This window comes from Stenotrophomonas sp. HITSZ_GD (assembly GCF_029543105.1).
GTDB lineage: Bacteria > Pseudomonadota > Gammaproteobacteria > Xanthomonadales > Xanthomonadaceae > Stenotrophomonas_A.
Genome location: NZ_JARQXB010000005.1, coordinates 182,670 through 201,532 on the forward strand (window position 1 = coordinate 182,670; position 18,863 = coordinate 201,532).

20 protein-coding genes are annotated in these 18,863 nt (G+C 69.2%); 15 read left to right on the top strand and 5 right to left on the bottom strand.

All coding sequences use genetic code 11. The annotated features are described in order from the left end of the window. Positions 1-60: 60 nt before the first annotated feature. The 3 genes from P6166_RS07540 to P6166_RS07550 all read left to right on the top strand — a co-directional run bounded on the left by P6166_RS07540 (position 61) and on the right by P6166_RS07550 (position 3,902). Positions 61-2,070: an ATP-binding protein gene (locus P6166_RS07540; protein ID WP_277763854.1), complete on the top strand. Its 2,010-nt coding sequence runs from the start codon at positions 61-63 to the stop codon at positions 2,068-2,070. A 67-nt stretch (positions 2,071-2,137) separates the two neighbouring features. After that, positions 2,138-2,431, top strand: coding sequence for a DUF3247 family protein (locus P6166_RS07545; RefSeq protein ID WP_277763855.1), 294 nt, complete (start codon positions 2,138-2,140; stop codon positions 2,429-2,431). Between the two features lie 145 nt (positions 2,432-2,576). Next, complete coding sequence (locus P6166_RS07550; protein WP_277763907.1) at positions 2,577-3,902, top strand: sorbosone dehydrogenase family protein; 1,326 nt, start codon at positions 2,577-2,579, stop codon at positions 3,900-3,902. A 19-nt stretch (positions 3,903-3,921) separates the two neighbouring features. On the opposite strand, the gene P6166_RS07555 is transcribed toward P6166_RS07550, so the two are convergent. Continuing rightward, positions 3,922-4,185, bottom strand: a complete 264-nt coding sequence (locus P6166_RS07555; RefSeq protein ID WP_277763856.1) for a hypothetical protein — start codon at positions 4,183-4,185, stop codon at positions 3,922-3,924. A gap of 141 nt (positions 4,186-4,326) precedes the next feature. Between P6166_RS07555 and P6166_RS07560 the strand changes: the two genes are divergently transcribed. The 4 genes from P6166_RS07560 to P6166_RS07575 all read left to right on the top strand — a co-directional run bounded on the left by P6166_RS07560 (position 4,327) and on the right by P6166_RS07575 (position 7,633). After that, positions 4,327-5,385 carry a class I SAM-dependent methyltransferase gene (locus tag P6166_RS07560; RefSeq protein ID WP_277763857.1) on the top strand — a complete coding sequence of 353 codons (1,059 nt, stop codon included), beginning with the start codon at positions 4,327-4,329 and terminating at the stop codon, positions 5,383-5,385. Further along, positions 5,382-6,089 carry a pseudouridine synthase gene (locus P6166_RS07565; RefSeq protein WP_277763858.1) on the top strand — a complete coding sequence of 236 codons (708 nt, stop codon included), beginning with the start codon at positions 5,382-5,384 and terminating at the stop codon, positions 6,087-6,089. The genes P6166_RS07560 and P6166_RS07565 overlap by 4 nt, the downstream gene beginning before the upstream one ends. Beyond that, positions 6,086-6,769 carry an HAD family phosphatase gene (locus P6166_RS07570; protein WP_277763859.1) on the top strand — a complete coding sequence of 228 codons (684 nt, stop codon included), beginning with the start codon at positions 6,086-6,088 and terminating at the stop codon, positions 6,767-6,769. Before P6166_RS07565 ends, P6166_RS07570 begins: the two co-directional genes overlap by 4 nt. A gap of 165 nt (positions 6,770-6,934) precedes the next feature. After that, positions 6,935-7,633, top strand: coding sequence for an NYN domain-containing protein (locus P6166_RS07575; protein WP_277763860.1), 699 nt, complete (start codon positions 6,935-6,937; stop codon positions 7,631-7,633). 4 nt (positions 7,634-7,637) lie between these two features. On the opposite strand, the gene P6166_RS07580 is transcribed toward P6166_RS07575, so the two are convergent. The 3 genes from P6166_RS07580 to P6166_RS07590 all read right to left on the bottom strand — a co-directional run bounded on the left by P6166_RS07580 (position 7,638) and on the right by P6166_RS07590 (position 9,547). Next, entirely contained in the window at positions 7,638-8,444 is an 807-nt protein-coding gene (locus P6166_RS07580; protein ID WP_277763861.1) for an SDR family oxidoreductase, read from the bottom strand. Positions 8,445-8,505: 61 nt separating this feature from the next. Then, positions 8,506-9,072, bottom strand: coding sequence for a DUF1415 domain-containing protein (locus P6166_RS07585; protein WP_277763862.1), 567 nt, complete (start codon positions 9,070-9,072; stop codon positions 8,506-8,508). Next, positions 9,065-9,547: a YajQ family cyclic di-GMP-binding protein gene (locus P6166_RS07590; RefSeq protein ID WP_277763863.1), complete on the bottom strand. Its 483-nt coding sequence runs from the start codon at positions 9,545-9,547 to the stop codon at positions 9,065-9,067. Before P6166_RS07590 ends, P6166_RS07585 begins: the two co-directional genes overlap by 8 nt. Before the next feature lie 86 nt (positions 9,548-9,633). Here P6166_RS07590 and P6166_RS07595 point away from each other — a divergent pair, with 86 nt between their 5' ends. From P6166_RS07595 to P6166_RS07610, 4 genes are all read left to right on the top strand, one after another. Beyond that, positions 9,634-10,530 (top strand): DMT family transporter, encoded by an 897-nt coding sequence (locus P6166_RS07595; RefSeq protein WP_277763864.1) that lies wholly within the window; start codon positions 9,634-9,636, stop codon positions 10,528-10,530. A 116-nt stretch (positions 10,531-10,646) separates the two neighbouring features. Further along, positions 10,647-11,654 (top strand): methionine ABC transporter ATP-binding protein, encoded by a 1,008-nt coding sequence (locus P6166_RS07600; protein ID WP_277763865.1) that lies wholly within the window; start codon positions 10,647-10,649, stop codon positions 11,652-11,654. After that, on the top strand, positions 11,651-12,349 hold the full coding sequence (locus P6166_RS07605) for a methionine ABC transporter permease (RefSeq protein WP_277763866.1): 699 nt from the start codon (positions 11,651-11,653) through the stop codon (positions 12,347-12,349). The genes P6166_RS07600 and P6166_RS07605 overlap by 4 nt, the downstream gene beginning before the upstream one ends. Before the next feature lie 101 nt (positions 12,350-12,450). After that, the gene (locus P6166_RS07610; protein ID WP_277763867.1) at positions 12,451-13,254 is read left to right on the top strand and encodes a MetQ/NlpA family ABC transporter substrate-binding protein; all 804 of its coding nucleotides are present in this window, start codon (positions 12,451-12,453) and stop codon (positions 13,252-13,254) included. A 76-nt stretch (positions 13,255-13,330) separates the two neighbouring features. Here the strand turns inward: P6166_RS07610 and P6166_RS07615 are convergent, their stop codons facing one another. Then, positions 13,331-13,972, bottom strand: coding sequence for an OmpW family outer membrane protein (locus P6166_RS07615; protein WP_277763868.1), 642 nt, complete (start codon positions 13,970-13,972; stop codon positions 13,331-13,333). A 65-nt stretch (positions 13,973-14,037) separates the two neighbouring features. On the opposite strand from P6166_RS07615, the gene P6166_RS07620 reads away from it, so the two are divergent. The 4 genes from P6166_RS07620 to lpdA all read left to right on the top strand — a co-directional run bounded on the left by P6166_RS07620 (position 14,038) and on the right by lpdA (position 18,740). Further along, on the top strand, positions 14,038-14,688 hold the full coding sequence (locus tag P6166_RS07620; RefSeq protein ID WP_277763869.1) for a DNA-deoxyinosine glycosylase: 651 nt from the start codon (positions 14,038-14,040) through the stop codon (positions 14,686-14,688). A gap of 157 nt (positions 14,689-14,845) precedes the next feature. Beyond that, positions 14,846-16,252 carry a dihydrolipoyllysine-residue acetyltransferase gene (gene aceF / locus P6166_RS07625; protein ID WP_277763870.1) on the top strand — a complete coding sequence of 469 codons (1,407 nt, stop codon included), beginning with the start codon at positions 14,846-14,848 and terminating at the stop codon, positions 16,250-16,252. Beyond that, the gene (locus P6166_RS07630; protein WP_345781863.1) at positions 16,249-16,902 is read left to right on the top strand and encodes a hypothetical protein; all 654 of its coding nucleotides are present in this window, start codon (positions 16,249-16,251) and stop codon (positions 16,900-16,902) included. Before aceF ends, P6166_RS07630 begins: the two co-directional genes overlap by 4 nt. 20 nt (positions 16,903-16,922) lie before the next feature. Continuing rightward, complete coding sequence (gene lpdA, locus P6166_RS07635) at positions 16,923-18,740, top strand: dihydrolipoyl dehydrogenase (protein ID WP_277763871.1); 1,818 nt, start codon at positions 16,923-16,925, stop codon at positions 18,738-18,740. Positions 18,741-18,863 lie beyond the last annotated feature (123 nt).

The following is an 18,863-nucleotide window of genomic DNA, read 5'->3' on the forward strand; positions in this document are numbered from 1 at the left end:
GCGACCGCGCAGCCGGCGCGGACGTATCCCGCGGGTGATCCCATGCAAGCAGGCGACACATTGAAACAGACCGGCCCCGCCGCCAACCGCCCCGTCGTCAGCGCCGCACCCGCGCAGCCCTGCGACGCCGTGTACCGCGAAATCTTCGAGAACGTCGACGCCGGCTTCAGCCTGGTGCGGGTGGTGTTCGACGAAGGGCGTCCGGTGGACTACGTGTTCCTGGAGGTCAACGCCGCCTTCGAACGCTTCACCGGCCTGCAGGACGCGGTGGGCAAGTCGATGCGCGACATGCGGCCGCAGCACGAGGACGAATGGTTCCAGCGCTATGGCGAGGTCGCGCGCACCGGCCGGCGCATGCGTTTCGAGCTGCAGGCGCGCGCGCTGGGCCGGTGGTATACGGTCGATGCTTTCCGCATCGGCGAACCCTCCGAGCACCAGGTCGCGATCCTTTTCATCGACATCACCGAGCGCAAGCGCATCGAGCGCGAGCTGGCCGAGAGCGAGGCGCGCTTCAGCGCGCTGGCCGACGGCCTGCCGATGCCGGTGTGGGTGCTGGACGTGACCGGCGTGATGCGGTTCGTCAACAGCGCCTATGGCGACTTCTTCGGCCTGGATATCTCCAGCGGCGTGGTGTCGGCATGGAGCGAGCTGCTGCATCCGGAAGACCTGCCGGTGTTCCAGTTCGAGTTGTCCGAAGCCCTGGCGCAGCAGCGCGGCATGCGCGCGCTGGTGCGGGCGCGGCGACACGACGGGCGCTGGCGCTGGATGGAGATGAGCGCCACGCCGCGCTACTCGGCCGACGGCCGCTTCATCGGCCTGGCGGGCAGCAGCCCGGACGTGACCGAACGCCGCGAGATCGAACTGGCACGCGAGCAGCTGCTGGAATCCGAGCGCATCGCGCGCGGCGAGGCCGAAAGCATGGCGCGGCTGAAGGACGAATTCCTCGCCACGCTGTCGCACGAACTGCGCACGCCGCTGACCACCATCCTGGGGTGGAGCGAGCTGCTGCTGCAGCGCGTGGGCGAGGGCGACCAGAACTACAAGGGCTTGTCGGTGATCGCCAGCAGTGCGCGGGCACAGAAGCGGCTGATCTCCGACATGCTCGACCTGAGCAGCATGTTGCTCGGCAAGGTACAGCTGGAAGTGGAAACGCTGGACCTGGTGGAACTGCTGCGCGAGGCGATCGGCGCGCAGGATCTGGTCGCCGAGGGCAAGGACCAGCAGGTCAGCCTCTCCGCGCCGTCCACGCCCTGCCTGGTGCTGGGCGACAGCACGCGCCTGCAGCAGGTGTTCTGGAACCTGCTGTCCAACGCCATCAAGTTCACCCCCGCGCACGGCAGCATCGAGGTGCGCGTGGGCCGGGAGGGCAGCCATATCGTGGTGGCGATCCAGGATTCCGGCGACGGCATCGCGCCGGAATTCCTGCCGCACCTGTTTGGCCGCTTCCGTCAGGCCGATGGCACCACCACGCGCCGCCATGGCGGCCTGGGCCTGGGGCTGGCGATCGTGCAGCAGTTGGTGGAAATGCACGGCGGCGAAGTCAGCGCGAGCAGCGCCGGCCGCGGCTGTGGCGCCACCTTCCGCGTGCGCCTGCCCGAGCAGCCGGCGCAGGGGCAGCGGCCGCGCCGCGAGCTGCGCCGCCGCCTCGGCCACGAGCAGGTGGTGGAAGCCCAGGCCCTGGCCGGGTTGCGGCTGCTGGCGGTGGAAGACCAGCCGGACATGCTGGAATACCTGCGGCGTTTGCTCGAGGAACAAGGGGCCGAGGTCGTGATGGCCGGCAGCGCCACCGACGCGCTCGCGCTGCTGGACGACGGCGGCCACGAACGGTACGACGCGCTGCTCACCGATATCGGCATGCCCGGCATGGACGGCTACGGCCTGATCCGCACGCTGCGCGAGAACATGGGCCTGGATGCCGGGGCGATACCGGCCATCGCCGTCACCGCCCTGGCCCGTGCGGATGACCGCAACCGCGCCCTGGCGTCGGGTTTCCAGGAACACCTGGCCAAGCCCTACAGCGTGGCGCAGTTGGTCTCGGCGGTGCGCGCGGCGAGCCGTCATCGCGGCTGAGCCGGTGTTGCCCCGCCTTTCACGGACACGCGCCTAGGCTTGAAGCGTTCCGACAGGAGGTGCCCGCATGGCCAAGTACGCCGAACACGTCTATACCGACCAGGCACAGATCGCCGCGCTGGAAGCCTGGGTGCGGCAATTGCCCGACGAGGCGCGCGTGCAGCTGACGCTGGACGATGGCAGCCGGCTGCTGGGCACGGTCGCCGTGCGGCCTACCGTGCAGTCGTTCCGCGACGAATCCGAGAACGAGGGTGTCAACGGCTTGCTGCGCCTGGACGATCTGGACAGCCCCGCGCAGCAGCATCTGGTGTGGCTGGATAGCATCCGCGAAGTGCGGCCACTGCCGCCGATCGGGCCCTGAGCGCCGTGCGCGGGCCGCATGCGTCCGCGCGTTTGACGTTCTCTTTACCCCCCGCGCGCCGGGGTGGGGCATCATCGCGGACCCCACACCGCAGAGCGAGGGTGCCCCTTCGATGCAATCGCGCGTGATTTCCTTCTCCCGACCGATGGCGCGCTACGCGGCGCCGACCCTCGCCCTGCTGGCGCTGGCCTCCTGTGGCGACACCGCCCGGTACCCGCTGGACGCCGGCACGGGTCCGGACCCGCAGCTGCCCGCGCCGGTCAAGCGCGTGATTCCCACGGTCAAGGTGGCGCCGGTCAAGCGCTGGACCGGCGACGCCGCCCCGGTGCCCGCCGACGACCTGCGCGTGGTGGCGTTCGCCCGTGACCTCGACCACCCGCGCTGGATCTACGTGTTGCCCAATGGCGACGTGCTGGTGGCCGAGACCAATGCGCCCCCGCGGCCCAAGGAAGAAGAAAGCGGCATCCGCGCCAAGGTGATGGCCTCGATGATGCGCAAGGCCGGTGCGGCCACGCCGAGCGCCGATCGCATCACGCTGCTGCGCGATGCCGATGGCGACGGCGTGGCGGAGGTTCGCACCCAGTTCCTGAGTGGCCTGTATTCCCCGTTCGGCATGGCGCTGGTCGGCGACCGTTTCTACGTCGCCAACGCCGATGCGCTGGTCAGCTTTCCCTACAAGCCCGGCGATACGCATATCACCGCCGCGCCGAAGTTCATTGCCAACCTGCCGGGCGGCATCAACCACCACTGGACCAAGTCGCTGGTGGCCAATGCCGATGGCAGCCGCTTGTATGTCGGCGTGGGCTCCAACAGCAATGTCGCCGAGAAGGGGATGGAGGCCGAGTTGAACCGCGCTGCCATCCTGGAGGTCGATCCGCAGAGCGGCAGCACCCGCGTCTATGCCAGCGGATTGCGCAACCCGGTCGGCATGGCGTGGGAACCGGCGCGGCAATCGCTGTGGGTGGTGGTCAACGAACGCGACGAACTGGGCAGCGACCTGGTGCCGGACTACCTCACCCAGGTGAAGGAGGGCGCGTTCTACGGCTGGCCTTATAGCTACTACGGCCAGCGTGTGGACGAGCGTGTCAGCCCGCAGGACCCGGCCAGGGTGGCCTCGGCGATCAAGCCGGATTACGCCCTGGGCGCCCACACCGCCTCGCTGGGCCTGACCTTCGGCACCAGCGATACCCTGCCGTCGCGCTACCGCGGCGGCGCCTTCATCGGCCAGCATGGTTCGTGGAACCGCGATCCGCCGAGCGGCTACAAGGTCGTCTACGTGCCATTCGCCGACGGCAAGCCGCAGGGCAAGCCGCTCACCGTCCTGGAAGGGTTCCTCGATGCCGACGGCAATGCGCAGGGCCGCCCGGTCGGCGTGGCCATCGACAACAAGGGCGGCCTGCTGGTGGCCGACGATGTCGGCAATGCGGTGTGGCGGGTGACGGCGAAGGTCGCCGCGCCGTCTTCGCCGTAATGCGCCAGGCCGGTGCGCTTCAGCGCACCGGCAGCGTCGGGGTGGCCTCGAAGCGACGCGCGTAGCCGCGCTCTTCGGCGATGCGATCTACCTCTTCGTCGGGCAACTCGGGTGCGCCGTACACCACGTAGGCCACGGTGCCGTCGCCGCGCGTGCCCACCTGGTGCAGGCGATAGCGTGGGCGTCCGGCCCCGGTATTTTCGGGGTAATGCAACGGCGGGGGCGCGTTGTCCAGGTCCATTTCGCTGTTGTCGACCACGCCGCCGATGAACAGGGCACGCATGCTTCGCTCCTTCGTGTGGGGTCGCGTTCCACCCTACTCAGGTAATTGTTCGCATTGCATCAATTCGGCGTGGACGGGGACGGGCGAGGGGCGCCGCGCGCGGGGGAGTAGAATGCCGGTCCCCGCACAGCCCCCGACCCGATGTCCGTCGCCGCCGACGCTCCGCTGCACACCCTGTTCCTGCCCTTCGCCCAAGGCTTGCTGCGCTGGCCCGCCGGGCCCGTGCTGTTCCTGCGCGCCCGCGAGGGCTGGCCGCTGCGCGAGCATGCCCAGCCCGGCCAGCTGGACTGCGTGCAGAGCTTCCGGCCCTTCGCCGAAGCGCTGGAACGCGCCGGCTACCCGGTGCACGCCGACCTGCCGGAGGCGGACGACCGCCGCTACGCCCTCGTCCTCGTGCTGCCGCCGCGCCAGCGCGACGAAGCGCGCGCGCTGATCGCCCAGGCGCTGGCCCGGCTGGCGCCAGGTGGTATCGTGGTCGCCTGCCAATCGAACAATGAAGGCGCCCGCTCGGGCGAAGCCGACCTCAAGCAATTGGCGGGCTTGGGCGGCAACCTCACCAAGCATCATTGCCGCGTGTACTGGACCGCCCCGCAGCAGGGCGCGCACGACGCTGCGCTGGCGCAGCGCTGGGCCGCGCTGGACGCGCCGCGTGCGGTGCTCGGCGGCCGCTTCACCAGCCGGCCCGGCGTGTTCGCCTGGGACCGGGCCGACCCGGCCTCGGTGCTGCTGGCCGAACAGCTGCCGGCCGACCTGGCCGGCCAGGGGGCCGACCTCGGCGCCGGTTATGGCTACCTGTCGGCCGAAGTGCTGGCGCGCTGCCCGAAGGTCACCGGCCTGGATCTGTACGAAGCCGAAGGCCGCGCGCTGGCCCTGGCACAGCGCAACCTCGCCGCGCGCGCGGGCCAGGTGGCGCTGGGTTACCACTGGCAGGACGTCACCGCCGGATTGCCGCGCAGCTACGATTTCATCGTCAGCAATCCCCCGTTCCATACGCCGGCACGCGAAGACCGGCCCGACATCGGCCAGCGCTTCATCGCCGTGGCCGCGCAGGCCTTGCGCCCGGGGGGGCGGCTGTTCGTCGTGGCGAACCGGCACCTGCCTTACGAGCAGATCCTCAACGACCGCTTCGGCGACGTGCGCGTGGCGGCCGAGCGCGATGGCTTCAAGGCCATCGTCGCCCGCCGCGGAGGGCGCGCATGAAGCTGGTCAAGCATCTGGCCAACCTGGGCTATGGCAGCCGCAAGGACGTCACCTGGATGTTCCGCGAAGGCCGCATCACCGATGCCGCCGGCGAGGTGTTGTACGCCGATGACCAGGTCGCACACGAAGACGTGCGCGTGGATGGCGAGCCGCTCGATCCGCCGGCCGGCCTCACCCTGCTGCTGCACAAGCCGACCGGCTACACGTGTTCGACCAAGGACAGTGGCCGGCTGATCTACGACCTGCTGCCGCCGCGTTTCCGCCTGCGCGCCCCGCTGCTTTCGCCCGTGGGACGGCTGGATCGCGACACCAGCGGCCTGCTGCTGATGACCGACGACGGCGCGCTGCTGCACCGGATCGTCTCGCCGAAATCGCGCCTGGACAAGGCGTACGACGTCACCCTCGCGCAGGACCTGCGCGGCGACGAAGCCGCGCAATTCGCCAGCGGCACCCTGATGCTCGAATCCGAGGAAAAGCCCTTGTTGCCTGCCGAGATGGACGTGCTGGGCCCGCGCACGGCGCGATTGGTGCTGCACGAGGGGCGCTACCACCAGGTGCGCCGGATGTTCGCGGCGGTCGGCAACCACGTAGCCGCGCTGCACCGCAGCCGGGTGGGCGGGCTGGGCCTGGACGACCTGCCGGAAGGGCAGTGGCGCACACTCGACGCCGCCGACCTGGCGCGGCTATTCGGAGCGCCGGCATGAATGCGCCCGCGCTGCCGTTCCTGCCGCAGGCGGTGATCTTCGACATGGATGGCCTGATGCTCGACAGCGAGCGTGCCATCACGCGTTGCCTGGCCAAGGCGGCGAACGAGCAGGGGCAGGCGATCGAACCGGCGTTCTGGCTGCGCATGGTCGGCAAGGGCGACGCCGCCTGCCGCGCGATGCTTGCCGAGCGCATCGGCGCCGAGGCCGGGCAGGCGCTGCTGGATCGTTGCCACGTGCTGTACGACGAAGTCGTGGAGGCGGGCGTGCCGCTGCGTCCGGGCATTGTCGCGCTGCTGGAGCTGCTGGTGGCGCGCCGCATTCCGCGGGCCGTGGCCACCTCCACGCGCCGCCCGCTCGCGCTGCGCAAGCTCGCGGCCGCCGACCTGCTGCGCCGCTTCGATACCGTGTGCACCAGCAGCGACGTCGCCCACCCCAAGCCGGCGCCGGACATCTACCTGCTCGCGGCCGAACGCCTGCGCGTGGCGCCGGCGCAATGCCTGGTGCTGGAAGATTCGCCCACCGGCGTGCGCGCCGCGCTGGCCGCGGGCATGACGCCGATCCAGGTGCCGGACCTGCTGGCGCCGGACGAGGAAGTGCGCGCGCTGGGGCACCGCATCGTCAACTCGCTTGCCGATGCGCAGCGCTTGCTGGAGCTGCGGTTGGAAGCGGGCGCGTAAGGTGAGATTCCCGACATACGATTGATGGAAGTCCCGAGTTGACGACGCGTAGCGCCAAGGCTACCGTGGCCCCACAACTCCCCCCTCGCCGCGTCATGATGACTCACCGGCTTGGGAAGAAAAAACCGCCGCAAGGCGGTTTTTTCATGTCTGAGGGAAGTGGTGATGGTCAGGAAGACCGCTGTCTACATCGACGGGTACAACCTCTACTACGGTCGGCTTCGCGGCACCGGATTCAAATGGCTGGACGTGGTGTCACTGTTCGAGCACCTGCTCCGGGTCCAGGACGCGGACGCGGAGGTGCGACGGGTGCATTACTTCACCTCGCCTGCGTTGGGACGGCTTGCTACCCATGGTGCGGCCTCGGTCCTGGCACAGCAGGATTACCATCGCGCGCTCACGGCGCTGTATCCGGAGCGCCTCGTGATGACATTCGGCAATCACAGCATCGATCGTGGGGGCACCTGGATGCCGGAATACGTCGCGGGCAGCCCGTGCGACCGCCAGCGCCGCGTAAGGGTGTGGAAGATCGAAGAGAAGCAGACTGACGTCAATCTGGCCTTGGCCATGTGCCGTGATGCGGCATCAGGCGAGTTTGGCCAGTTGGTCATCTGCAGCAGCGACAGCGACTTGACTCCTGCATTTGCAGCGATTCGGGAGGATTTCCCGCAGATTCGGCTCGGTGTGGTGGCGCCGCGGCCACCTGCCCTGGCCCGGGAGCGGGGCCGCGTCGTCAGCGCGGCCCTGGCGGCGCGCGCCGATTGGACGATACGGCACCTGCTGGATGAGGACCTCGCCGGCCACCAACTGCCGCTACGCGTGCCCGCGCGCAAGCGCGCCATCAGCCGGCCGCCCCATTGGTAGCTCCTCAGGCGTACTGCATCTTCCGCGTCATGCCCCCATCGACGATGAAATCCTGCGCGGTGACGAAGCCCGACAGCGTCGGCGCGAGCAGGTAGACCGCCAACTGGGCAATATCGCCCGGGACACCCACGCGGCCCGCCGGGTGCTGCGCGTGGTCGCGGCGCGAGTGCTTCGGCTGCCGCCGCCGCGCGGGGGCGCGCCATGCCTCCGTGGCGATCCAGCCGGGGCTGATGCTGTTCACGCGCACCGCGGGTCCCTCGCTCATCGCCAGGGCATGGGTGAAGGCCACCAGCCCGCCCTTCGCAGCGGCATACGCTTCGCTGTGCGGCTCGGATTGCCAGGCACGGGTCGAGGCGATGTTGACGATCGCCCCGCCACCGTTGGCCTGCACCAGCGAGGGCAGGGCGTGTTTGCTGCACAGGAAGGCGCCGTGCAGGCTCGACAGGCGGCGCTGCCATTGCGCCCAGTCCAGCTCGGCCAGGGGCGCGATGTGGGGGTCGGCGATGCCCGCGTTGTTCACCAGCCCGTCGATCCGGCCGAAGCGGCGCAAGGCCGCCGCGGTGAACGCGGCCACGCTGCGCTCCTGCGCCACATCCAGGCGCTTGAACAAGGCGCGCTCGCGCAGGCCCCACTCGGCGATGCACGCGCGGCCGGCTTCGGCGTCCAGGTCGCCGATGACGACCTGGCCGCCGGCACCCAGCACCGCCTGCGCGATGCCTCGCCCGATGCCCTGCGCACCGCCGGTCACCAGGATGACGCGGCCGGCCAGCGGCTGCGCGGGCCAGTGTTCGAGGGGAGGGGCCAGGCTCATCGGGGGACCTCGCGATACGGGAGGTCCATCATCGCGCGCCGCCGTGCAGCGCGCGTGCAGGTCATTCGCGCAACAGCTGGTGCCACCCGTCGGCACCGAGCTTCTGCAAGGTGTCCAGGTTGCGCTCGACGATCACGTCCGGGTCCGGGAACGCCGCCACGGCGCGCTCCACGCTGTCCTCGCGCAGCAAGTGCAGCGTTGGCCACGGCGAGCGGTTGGTGAAGTTGCCCACGTCGTCCGGCGCGGCACCGGCGAACTGGTAGTGCGGATGGAAGCTGGCCACCTGCAGGATGCCCTGCAGATCCAGCGCTTCCACGGCCGCATCGGCGTTGTCGAGGAAGTCGTTGTAGTCGAGGAAATCTTCGAGCACGTGCGGATGCACGATCAGCGTCGTGTCGATCTCCTCGGCGGAAGTGTCGCGCAGGCGCAGCAACTCCTCGGCCAGTTCCTCCAGCAGCGCCTCGGGTGTGCTGGCGTCGCTGAGCACCAGGCGCACCTGCTGCTTGACGTACACCGCCTTGGCGAACGGGCACAGGTTCAGCCCGATCACCGCGCGCTCGATCCAGCGCCGCGTGTCGCCGAGGTAATCCGGTGCGTCGGGCGCGGCGGGGGCGGGAAGATCAGTCACGGAAGTTGTCGTACTGCAGCGGCAGTTCGAACTCGCTCTTGCGCAGCAGCGCGATCACTTCCTGCAGGTCGTCGCGCTTCTTGCCGGTCACGCGCAACTTGTCGCCGTTGATCTGGGTCTCGACCTTGATCTTGGCTTCCTTGATCTTGGCGGCAATCTGCTTGGCCAGCTTCTGCTCGATGCCCTGCTTGACGGTGATCTTCTGGCGGGCGCCGGCCAGGTTGGTCTCCACGTCGCCGAATTCCAGGCAGCGCGCATCGATCTGGCGGGCGATCAGGCGCGCGCGCAGGATGTCCGTCATCTGCTTGAGCTGGAAATCGCTCGGCGCCGATTGCTGGATGACCTTGTCGTCCAGTTCGAACTTGGCTTCCACGCCCTTGAAGTCGAAGCGGGTGGACAGTTCGCGGTTGGCCTGGTCGACCGCGTTGGTGAGTTCGTGCTTGTCGACTTCCGACACCACGTCGAAGGAAGGCATGGCGGGCTCCTGTGGGGCTTGCGGCCGGTGATTTTAGTCCATCGCGCCGGATGCGTCGTGGAACCGGCAGCGGCGATAATGCCGCCATGTCCTCTTCCCGTTCTCCCCTGGCCGCGGCGGCGTGGATGCTCGCGGCCGTGCTGTGCTTCTCCGGCATGGACGCCGGCATGAAGCTGCTGTCCGCGCACTACCCGGTGCTGCAGGTCACCTGGCTGCGCGGCGCCGCGTCGCTGCCGTTCGTGCTGGTGTGGGTGCTGCTCACCGCCGGCCCGCGTTCGATCGTGCCGGTGCGCTGGCCGCTGCACCTGCTGCGCGGCGTGCTGGGCATCGCGATGATCGGCTGCTTCGTCCATGCGCTGCAGGACCTGCCGCTGTCCACCGCCTACACGATCTACTTCGTCGCCCCGCTGCTGGTGGCGGCGCTGTCGGTGCCGCTGCTGGGCGAGCGGGTCGGCCCGCGTCGCTGGACGGCGATCGGCATCGGCCTGCTCGGCGTCATCGTGGTGCTGCGGCCCGGCGTGGACGGGCTGATCTCCTTCCCCGGCCTGATGGTGTTGCTGGCGGCCACGGCGTATGCGGTGGCCGCGGTGACGGTGAGCCTGCTCACCCGCACCGATACGCCGCAGTCGATGGTGGTGTGGTTCCTGGCGCTGATGGCGCTGGGCGCCGGCCTGATGGCGATCCCGGGCTGGGTGCCGCTGCGCGCCGAGCACGGCTGGCTGATCGCCGGCATGGGCCTGGCCGGCGCGCTGGGCCAGATTGCCCTCACCCAGGCGTTCCTGCGCGGGGAGGCCTCGATGATCGCGCCGCTGGAATACACCGGGCTGGTATGGGTGATCGGCTGGGACTGGCTGCTGTGGCGGACCTTGCCGGACCGCTGGACCTGGGCCGGCGCGGCGATCATCGTCGCCAGCGGCCTGTACCTGCTGCGGCGCGAGCGGGTGCGCCGGGTGGACCATCCCGCCCAGATCGACCATCCCTGACCGAGCGCCGGAGCGCGAGGCTTAGAACAAAAGGGAATAAGTAGGCCCCGCCGAGCGCGGGCGCGGGCGGCCTGCCACTGGTAGGCTGCACGCCCCCCAAGTCCGATGTCCGCGCGGTGATCGAATTCCAGCGCCTGCACAAGTCCTATGAAGTCGGTGGCCGCCAGGTCGCCGCGCTGCAACCGCTCGACCTGAGCATCGGTGCCGGCGAGGTGTTCGGCATCATCGGCCATTCCGGCGCCGGCAAATCGACGCTGATCCGGCTGATCAACCGGCTGGAAGAGCCGACCGGCGGCAGGTTGTTGATCGACGGCGAGGACGTGACCGCGCTCGACCGCGAAGGCCTGCGCGCGCTGCGCCGGCGCATCGGCATGATCTTCCAGCACTTCAACCTGCTGTCCTCGCGCACCGTGGCCGGCAACGTGGCCTTCCCGCTGGAGCTGGCCGGCCTGCCGAAGGCCGAGATCGCCGGGCGCGTGCAGGCCCTGCTGGCGCGCGTCGGGCTGGAGGCGCACGCGGACAAGTACCCGGCCCAGCTCTCGGGCGGGCAGAAGCAGCGCGTGGGCATTGCGCGCGCGCTGGCCACCCAGCCGCGCATCCTGTTGTGCGACGAGGCCACCAGCGCGCTCGATCCGCAGACCACCGGCGCGGTGCTGCAACTGCTGTCGGAGATCAACCGCGAGCTGGGGCTGACCATCGTGCTGATCACCCACGAGATGGAGGTGATCCGCCGGGTGTGCGACCGCGTGGCCGTGCTCGACGGCGGCCAGCTGGTGGAAAGCGGGCCGGTCACCGAGGTTTTCCTGCATCCCAAGCACCCCACCACGCGCCGCTTCGTCGCCGAGGCCGAGCACGTGGACGAGGGCGAACTGCATCGCGATCTCGCCGCCGTGCAGGGCCGCATCGTGCGCCTGACCTTCCTGGGCGCGGATACCTACCAGCCGCTGCTGGGCCGCATCGCCCGCGAGACCGGCGTGGACTACAACATCCTCACCGGGCGGATCGACCGCATCAAGGACACGCCGTACGGGCAACTCACCGTGGCGCTGGTGGGCGGCAACCAGGAGGCGGCGCGCACGGCGTTCAGCGCCGCCGGCGTCACCGTGGAGGAACTGCGCCCGTGAACAGCGCGCTGATCGCCGCCGCGGACGGCTTCTTCCGCAACCTGGATGCCCGCAAGTGGGCCGACATCGGCCAGGCCACGCTGGACACCTTGCTGATGCTCGGCGGCGCACTGCCGCTGACGCTGTTGATCGGCCTGCCGCTGGGCGTGCTGCTGTTCCTGAGCGGCTCGACGCAGCTGCGTCGTCGGCCCGTGCTGCACGGCGTGCTCGCCTTCGTGGTGAACCTGCTGCGCTCGGTGCCTTTCATCATCCTGATGATCGCGATGATCCCGCTCACTTTGTTCGTCATGGGCACCTCGCTGGGCGTGCGTGGCGCGATCCTGCCGCTGGTGGTGGGCGCGGCGCCGTTCTACGCGCGGCTGGTGGAGACCGCGCTGCGCGAAGTGGATCGCGGCGTGGTGGAAGCCAGCCAGGCCATGGGCGCCACCCCCTGGCAGCTGGTGTCCAAGGTGCTGCTGCCCGAGGCCCTGCCCGGGCTGATCGCCGGGGCGACCGTTACCACCATCGCGCTGATCGGCTTCACCGCCATGGGCGGGGCCATCGGCTCCGGCGGCCTGGGCGATGTCGCCTATCGCGAGGGTTACCTGCGCTCGCACGCCGATGTGGCGCTGGTGACGGTGATCGCGTTGCTGGTGCTGGTGCAACTGCTGCAGATGCTGGGCGACCGCCTGGTCGCCCGGTACTCGCGGCGCTGAGCCTGCCGCCCGCGCATGCCGCCCGGCCATCCCGCCGGCGCGGCGAACCTGTTACGTTCCCTGGCGGCCCTGCGCCGTTCCTCCCCGAACCCGGATCCACCATGAAGAAGACCTTGTTCCGTTCCGCCCTGCTCGCCGCCACGTTCGTGCTGGCCGCGTGCGGTCGTTCCGGCGGCGATGCCGGCAGCGAGCGCCTGACCGTGGCCGCCACCGCCGTGCCGCATGCCGAGATCCTCGAAGTGGTCAAGCCGATCCTGGAGAAGGAAGGCCTGCAGCTGGAGGTGCGCGTGTTCAACGACTACGTGCAGCCCAACGACCAGGTCGCGCAGAAGCAGATCGACGTGAACTACTTCCAGACCGAGCCCTACCTGGATGCCTACAACCGCGATCGCGGCAGCCAGCTGGTGACCATCGTCGGCGTGCACATCGAGCCGTTCGGCGCTTACTCGCGCCGCTACAAGGCGCTGGCCGACCTGCCGCAGGGCGCCGAAGTGGCCATTCCCAACGACCCGAGCAACAACAGCCGGGCGCTGATCCTGCTGGACAAGGCGGGCGTCATCAAGCTCAAGGACCCGACCAACGCGCTCTCCACCCAGCGCGACATCGTGGAAAACCCCAAGCAGCTCAAGTTCCGCGAACTGGATTCGGCCATGCTGCCGCGCGTGCTGCCGCAGGTGGACCTGGCGATGATCAATACCAACTACGCGCTGGACGCCGGCCTGAACCCGACGCAGGACGCGCTGGTGATCGAGAGCAAGGACTCGCCCTACGTGAACTTCCTGGTCGGCCGCCCGGACAACAAGGACGACCCGCGCGTGCAGAAGCTCGCCAAGGCGCTCACCAGCCCGGAAGTGAAGGCCTTCATCGAGCAGAAGTACCACGGCGCGGTGCTACCGGCGTTCTGAGCCGCGCGCGCATCGCAGACGGCAGAAAGGGCCCACGCGGGCCCTTTCTGTTTTTCAGCATCGACAGGCGAGCGGCTTAGAAACGCGCGCCCACGCCGATACCCACGGTCCACGGGTCCAGCTTCAGGTCCTCGCCGGTACCGGCGCCACCCACGTTGAGCTCCGGACGCGAGTGCATGTAGCGCGCATCGGCACGGGCGAACCAGGTGGAGTTGATGTTCATGTCCACGCCGACGGTGCCGATGGCGCCCTTGGCGGTATCCAGCGACACGTGCTGGCCGGTGGCCGAGGCCCCGTCGATCTTCTCGTTGCTGAAGTTCGACTCGTAATAACCCACGCCGACGAACGGGCGGAACGTGTTGTCCGCCTGGCCGAAGTGGTACTGCGCACTCAGCGCCACCGGCTGCTGCTCGACGGTGCCGATCTTGCCGGCGTCGCCGCGCACGCGGTGGTTGAACTTGTCGGCCGCACCCCACAGTTCAACGGCGAAGTTGTCGTTGATGTAGTAGCTGGCGCTCACGGTCGGTGCGGGGCCGCCGTCGATCTTGCGGATGCCCGCGGCCGGGTCGTCCTTGGGCTGCAGCAGCGTGACGCCGCCGGTGACGGCCCAGTGCTTGCCCGAGGCGGTGTCGGCGGTGGTGCTGTCCTGCGCGAACGCGGACGGCGCGAAGGCGATAGCGGAAACGGCGGCCAGGCCCAGGATGGAAATATTGCGCATGAGGTAACTCCTCTTTCTCTTATTCTTGGGTCCGCGAAGCGCGGACGGGGCCAACGTAAGGAGCGATGGATGAATCGAAACATGCTCGAACGCGCGCAGCCCGCGAAGCGTTCAGGAACTTTCGCGCGATCGCCCGTCGCGCATGGCGTTGCGCCTGGAAAGGCTTTCATGCAGATGAAACGCGCGTGAGCGACGGTGCGCGCCTGCGGGGCCTTCCCGCGCAAATTCCCGCTGATTGCCGCGTGCTGGTGCTGGGCTCGATGCCGGGGACGGCATCGCTGGACGCGGCGCGCTACTACGCGCATCCACGCAATCGCTTCTGGCCCCTCATGTCGCGCCTGCTGGGCGTGGAGATGGGCGGCGACTACGCGTCGCGGCTGGCGCAGTTGCAGGCGTCGGGCGTCGGGCTGTGGGACGTGATCGGCAAATGCGTGCGCGTCGGTAGCCTGGATGCGGCGATCGAGCGGGCCAGCGTGGTGCCCAATCCGCTGCCCGATACCCTTGCCGGCCTGCCCGCGCTGCGCGCCGTGGCCTGCAACGGCGCCGAGGCCTACCGGCTGTGGCAGCGCTGGATCGCCCCCAGCCTGCCGAGCGCGCTCGCCGGCTTGCCGGTGTTGGCCCTGCCGTCCACCAGCCCGGCGAACGCCGCGTTCGGCATCGACCGGCTGGCGGCCGCATGGGCGCCGGTGCGGGCGTATCTCGCGCCGCGGGCGTGAGCGTTGGCGCAAGCAGAGGGACTGTGCGCCGGCGTATCGTGCCGGAAGCGAACGCTTCGTCCCGCCGCGGCGCCCACATTTTCGCCGGTAACGGTTGGCGCGTGGGCCCCAGCCCGCCACAATAGGGGTTTCCCCACCTGTTGCCCGGAGTACTGTAATGGCCGAAATCAAGGAAGCACTTGTCCCCGATATCGGTGACTACAGCGATATCCCGGTGATCGAAGTGCTGGTCGCCGTCGGCGACACGGTCAAGAAGGACCAGGGCCTGGTGACGCTGGAATCGGACAAGGCCACGATGGAAGTGCCCTCGTCGGTGTCCGGCGTGGTCAAGGAAATCAAGGTCAAGGTGGGCGATACGCTGTCCGAGGGCGGCCTGGTGGCGCTGATCGAGGTCGCCGAGGGTGGGGAGGCCAAGCCGGCCGCCGCCGCCGCGCCGGCTGCCCCGACCAAGGCCGAGGCGCCCAAGCCGGTGGCCGCCGCCGAGACGGGCACCCAGGTCGAGCCGGTCGCCCCGTCCGCGCAGCCGGACAAGCTGGCGCAGCGCGAGATCGCGCAGGAAAACGCCACCGCGCCCGCGCAGCCTTCGGCCGGCGAGCGCAGCGTGCCGCCGGTCAGCTTCGATGCCGACGCCGTGCTGCCTTCCAAGGTGGCCTATGCCAGCCCCGCCGTGCGCGTGTTCGCCCGCGAACTGGGCGTGGACCTGCTGCAACTCAAGGGCACCGAGAAGGGCGGGCGCATCACCCGCGAGGACGTGCAGCGCTACGTCAAGGCCGCGCTCAGCGGCGGCGTGCCGGCCGCGGGCGGCACCGTGGCCGCCGGTGGCGGCCTGAACCTGCTGCCGTGGCCGAAGGTGGACTTCAGCAAGTTCGGCGAGACCGAAACCCAGCCGCTGTCGCGCATCAAGAAGATTTCCGGCGCCAACCTGGCGCGCAACTGGGCGATGATCCCGCACGTCACCCAGTTCGAGCAGGCCGACATCACCGAGCTGGAAGCGCTGCGCGTGGCGCTCAACAAGGAGAACGAGAAGGCCGGCATCAAGCTGACCATGCTCGCCTTCCTCATCAAGGCCAGCGCCGCGGCGCTGAAGAAGTTCCCCGAGTTCAACGCGTCGCTCGATGCCAGCGGCGAGAACCTCACCCTGAAGAAGTATTTCCACATCGGCTTTGCCGCCGATACGCCCAACGGCCTGGTCGTGCCGGTGATCCGCGACGTGGACAAGAAGGGCGTGGTGCAGATCGCGCAGGAAACCGGCGAGCTCGCCAAGAAGGCGCGCGACGGCAAGCTCGGCCCGGCCGACATGAGCGGCGGCTGCTTCTCGATCAGCTCGTTGGGTGGCATCGGTGGCACCGCGTTCACCCCGATCGTCAATGCGCCGGAAGTGGCGATCCTGGGCGTGTCCAAGTCCTCGATCCAGCCGGTGTGGGATGGCAAGCAGTTCCAGCCCAAGCTGATGCTGCCGCTGTCGCTGAGCTACGACCATCGCGTGATCGACGGCGCGCTGGCCGCGCGTTTCACCACCTACCTGGGCCAGGTGCTCGCCGACATGCGTCGCGTGCTGCTGTGAGGGCAGCGCTGCTGATGATGGCCGCCGCGGCGTTCGTCGCGGCGGTTCCCGCGCCGGCCTTCGCCTGGGGCACTTGCAACGTCAACCTCGGGCGCGGCTGGCCGCCGGCCGTGGGCAACTACGGCGGCGCGGTGGAAAAGCTGTTCGACGGGCAAGCACAGCCGGCGCTGTCGCTGGTGACGCTGCCGGCGCGCGGCGTGGAAACCGGCATCTCGTTGCTGCCGTCCGAGCGCGGCGACTGGACGCTGCGCTACAGCCGGGCCGAACAGCGCGTGTACAACCGCATCGAGACCGGCCAGCGCATCGGCGTGGAGCTGCGTACCGCGCAGACCCCGGAGACCTTCGAGATCCCGATTCCGGCTGCGCTGGCGCAGCGCCTGCTCAGCAGCTGGAGCAGCGCGCTCGGGCAGATGTCGCCGCAAGGCCGCGATGCGCCGGTGATCGATGGCGAAGTGCTGTCGTTCGTGGTCAACGGCGTGCGCTACAGCGGCACGCGCCCGACGTGCGGCGCCGGCGAGTTGATGCTGCAGCAGGTCGCGCTGCTGATCGAGGCCAGCGAAGGCAAGGAAAAGAAGCGCGAGAAGCGCTGGAACGAAATCGAATCGTCGCTGGATGAACTCCAGCAGACGTTGGCCGGCACGGCCGGCTGATCCCCCACAGGAGAAGTTTCATGGCAGTCATCGAAATCAAGGTCCCGGACATCGGCGACTACAGCGACGTCCCGGTCATCGAGGTGCTCGTCGCCGTTGGCGACAAGGTTGCCAAGGACCAGGGCCTGGTGACGCTGGAGTCGGACAAGGCCACGCTGGAGGTGCCTTCCAGCGCCGCGGGCGTGGTCAAGGAACTCAAGGTCAAGCTGGGCGACACGCTTTCGCAGGGCGACGTGGTGCTGCTGCTGGAGAGCGAAGGCGAGGGCGCCGCGCCCGCGCCGGCCGCCGCCAAGCCGGCGCCGGCCCAGGCCGAAGTGCCGGCCAGCAAGCCGCCGGTCACCCCGTCGCACCGCGCGCCGGCCGAGCCGGCCGCCCCGAAGCCGGCGCTGTCCACCGGCAAGCCGGCCGACATCGAATGCCGCATCGTCGTGCTGGGCTCGGGCCCCGGCGGCTACACCGCCGCGTTCCGCGCCGCCGACCTGGGGCTGGATACCGTGCTGGTCGAGCGCTACAGCTCGCTGGGCGGCGTGTGCCTCAACGTGGGCTGCATCCCGTCCAAGGCGCTGCTGCACGCTGCCAACGTCATCGACGAGGCGCACCACGCCGGCGAGGACCTGGGCATCGAATTCGGCAAGCCGAAGATCACCCTGGACAAGCTGCGCAGCTACAAGGAAAAGGTGGTCGGCAAGCTGACCGGCGGCTTGGCCGCGATGGGCAAGCAGCGCAAGGTGCGCGTGGTGCAGGGCGTGGGCACGTTCGTTTCGCCGAACGAGCTGGAGATCGTCGGCGCCGACGGCAAGACCCAGCTGCTGCGCTTCGAGCAGTGCATCATCGCCGCCGGTTCGCAGGCGGTGAAGCTGCCGAACTTCCCGTGGGACGACAAGCGGGTGATGGACTCCACCGACGCGCTGGAACTGGCCGACGTGCCGGGCAAGCTGCTGGTCGTCGGCGGCGGCATCATCGGCCTGGAAATGGCCACCGTGTACAGCGCGCTGGGCAGCCAGGTCACCGTGGTCGAGTTCATGGACCAGCTGATGCCGGGCGCCGACAAGGACCTGGTCAAGCCGCTGGCCGACCGCCTGAAGAAGCAGGGCATCGAGGTCCACCTCAAGACCAAGGCCGCCGGCGTCAAGGCCGAGAAGGCCGGCATCACGGTGAGCTTCGAGGCAGCCGCCGAAGGCGAGACGCCGGCGCTGGCCTCGGGCACCTACGACCGCGTGCTGGTCGCGGTGGGCCGCGCGCCGAACGGCAAGAAGATCGGCGCCGAACTGGCGGGCGTCAACGTGACCGAGCGCGGTTTCATCCCGGTCGATCGCCAGATGCGCACCAACCAGCCGCACATCTTCGCCATCGGCGACATCGTCGGTAACCCGATGCTGGCCCACAAGGCCACGCACGAAGGCAAGCTGGCCGCCGAAGTGGCCGCCGGCGAGAAGAAGGAGTGGGTGGCGCGGGTGATTCCGTCGGTGGCCTACACCAACCCCGAAATCGCCTGGGTGGGCGTGACGGAGACCGAAGCCAAGGCCAAGGGCCTGAAAGTGGGCGTGGCCAAGTTCCCGTGGGCGGCCAGCGGCCGCGCGATCGGCATTGGCCGCACCGAGGGCTTCACCAAGCTGATCTTCGACGAGGAGACGCACCGCGTGATCGGTGGCGCCATCGTCGGCGTGCATGCCGGCGACCTGCTGGCCGAGATCGGCCTGGCCATCGAGATGGGCGCCGAGGCCGAGGACATCGGCCACACGGTCCATGCGCATCCGACGCTGAGCGAATCGGTCGGCATGAGCGCGGAGATCTACGACGGCACCATCACCGATCTGTACATTCCGAAGAAGAAGTAACGCGACGTCCGGATCGACCGCCAACGCCCCCGCTCGCCGGGGGCGTTCGCGTTTAAGCGCTTCTCGATGTGACCAAGTTCCGATTGCGCGTTTTTCGGGCGATCTTTCGCACGCATGGGGCGA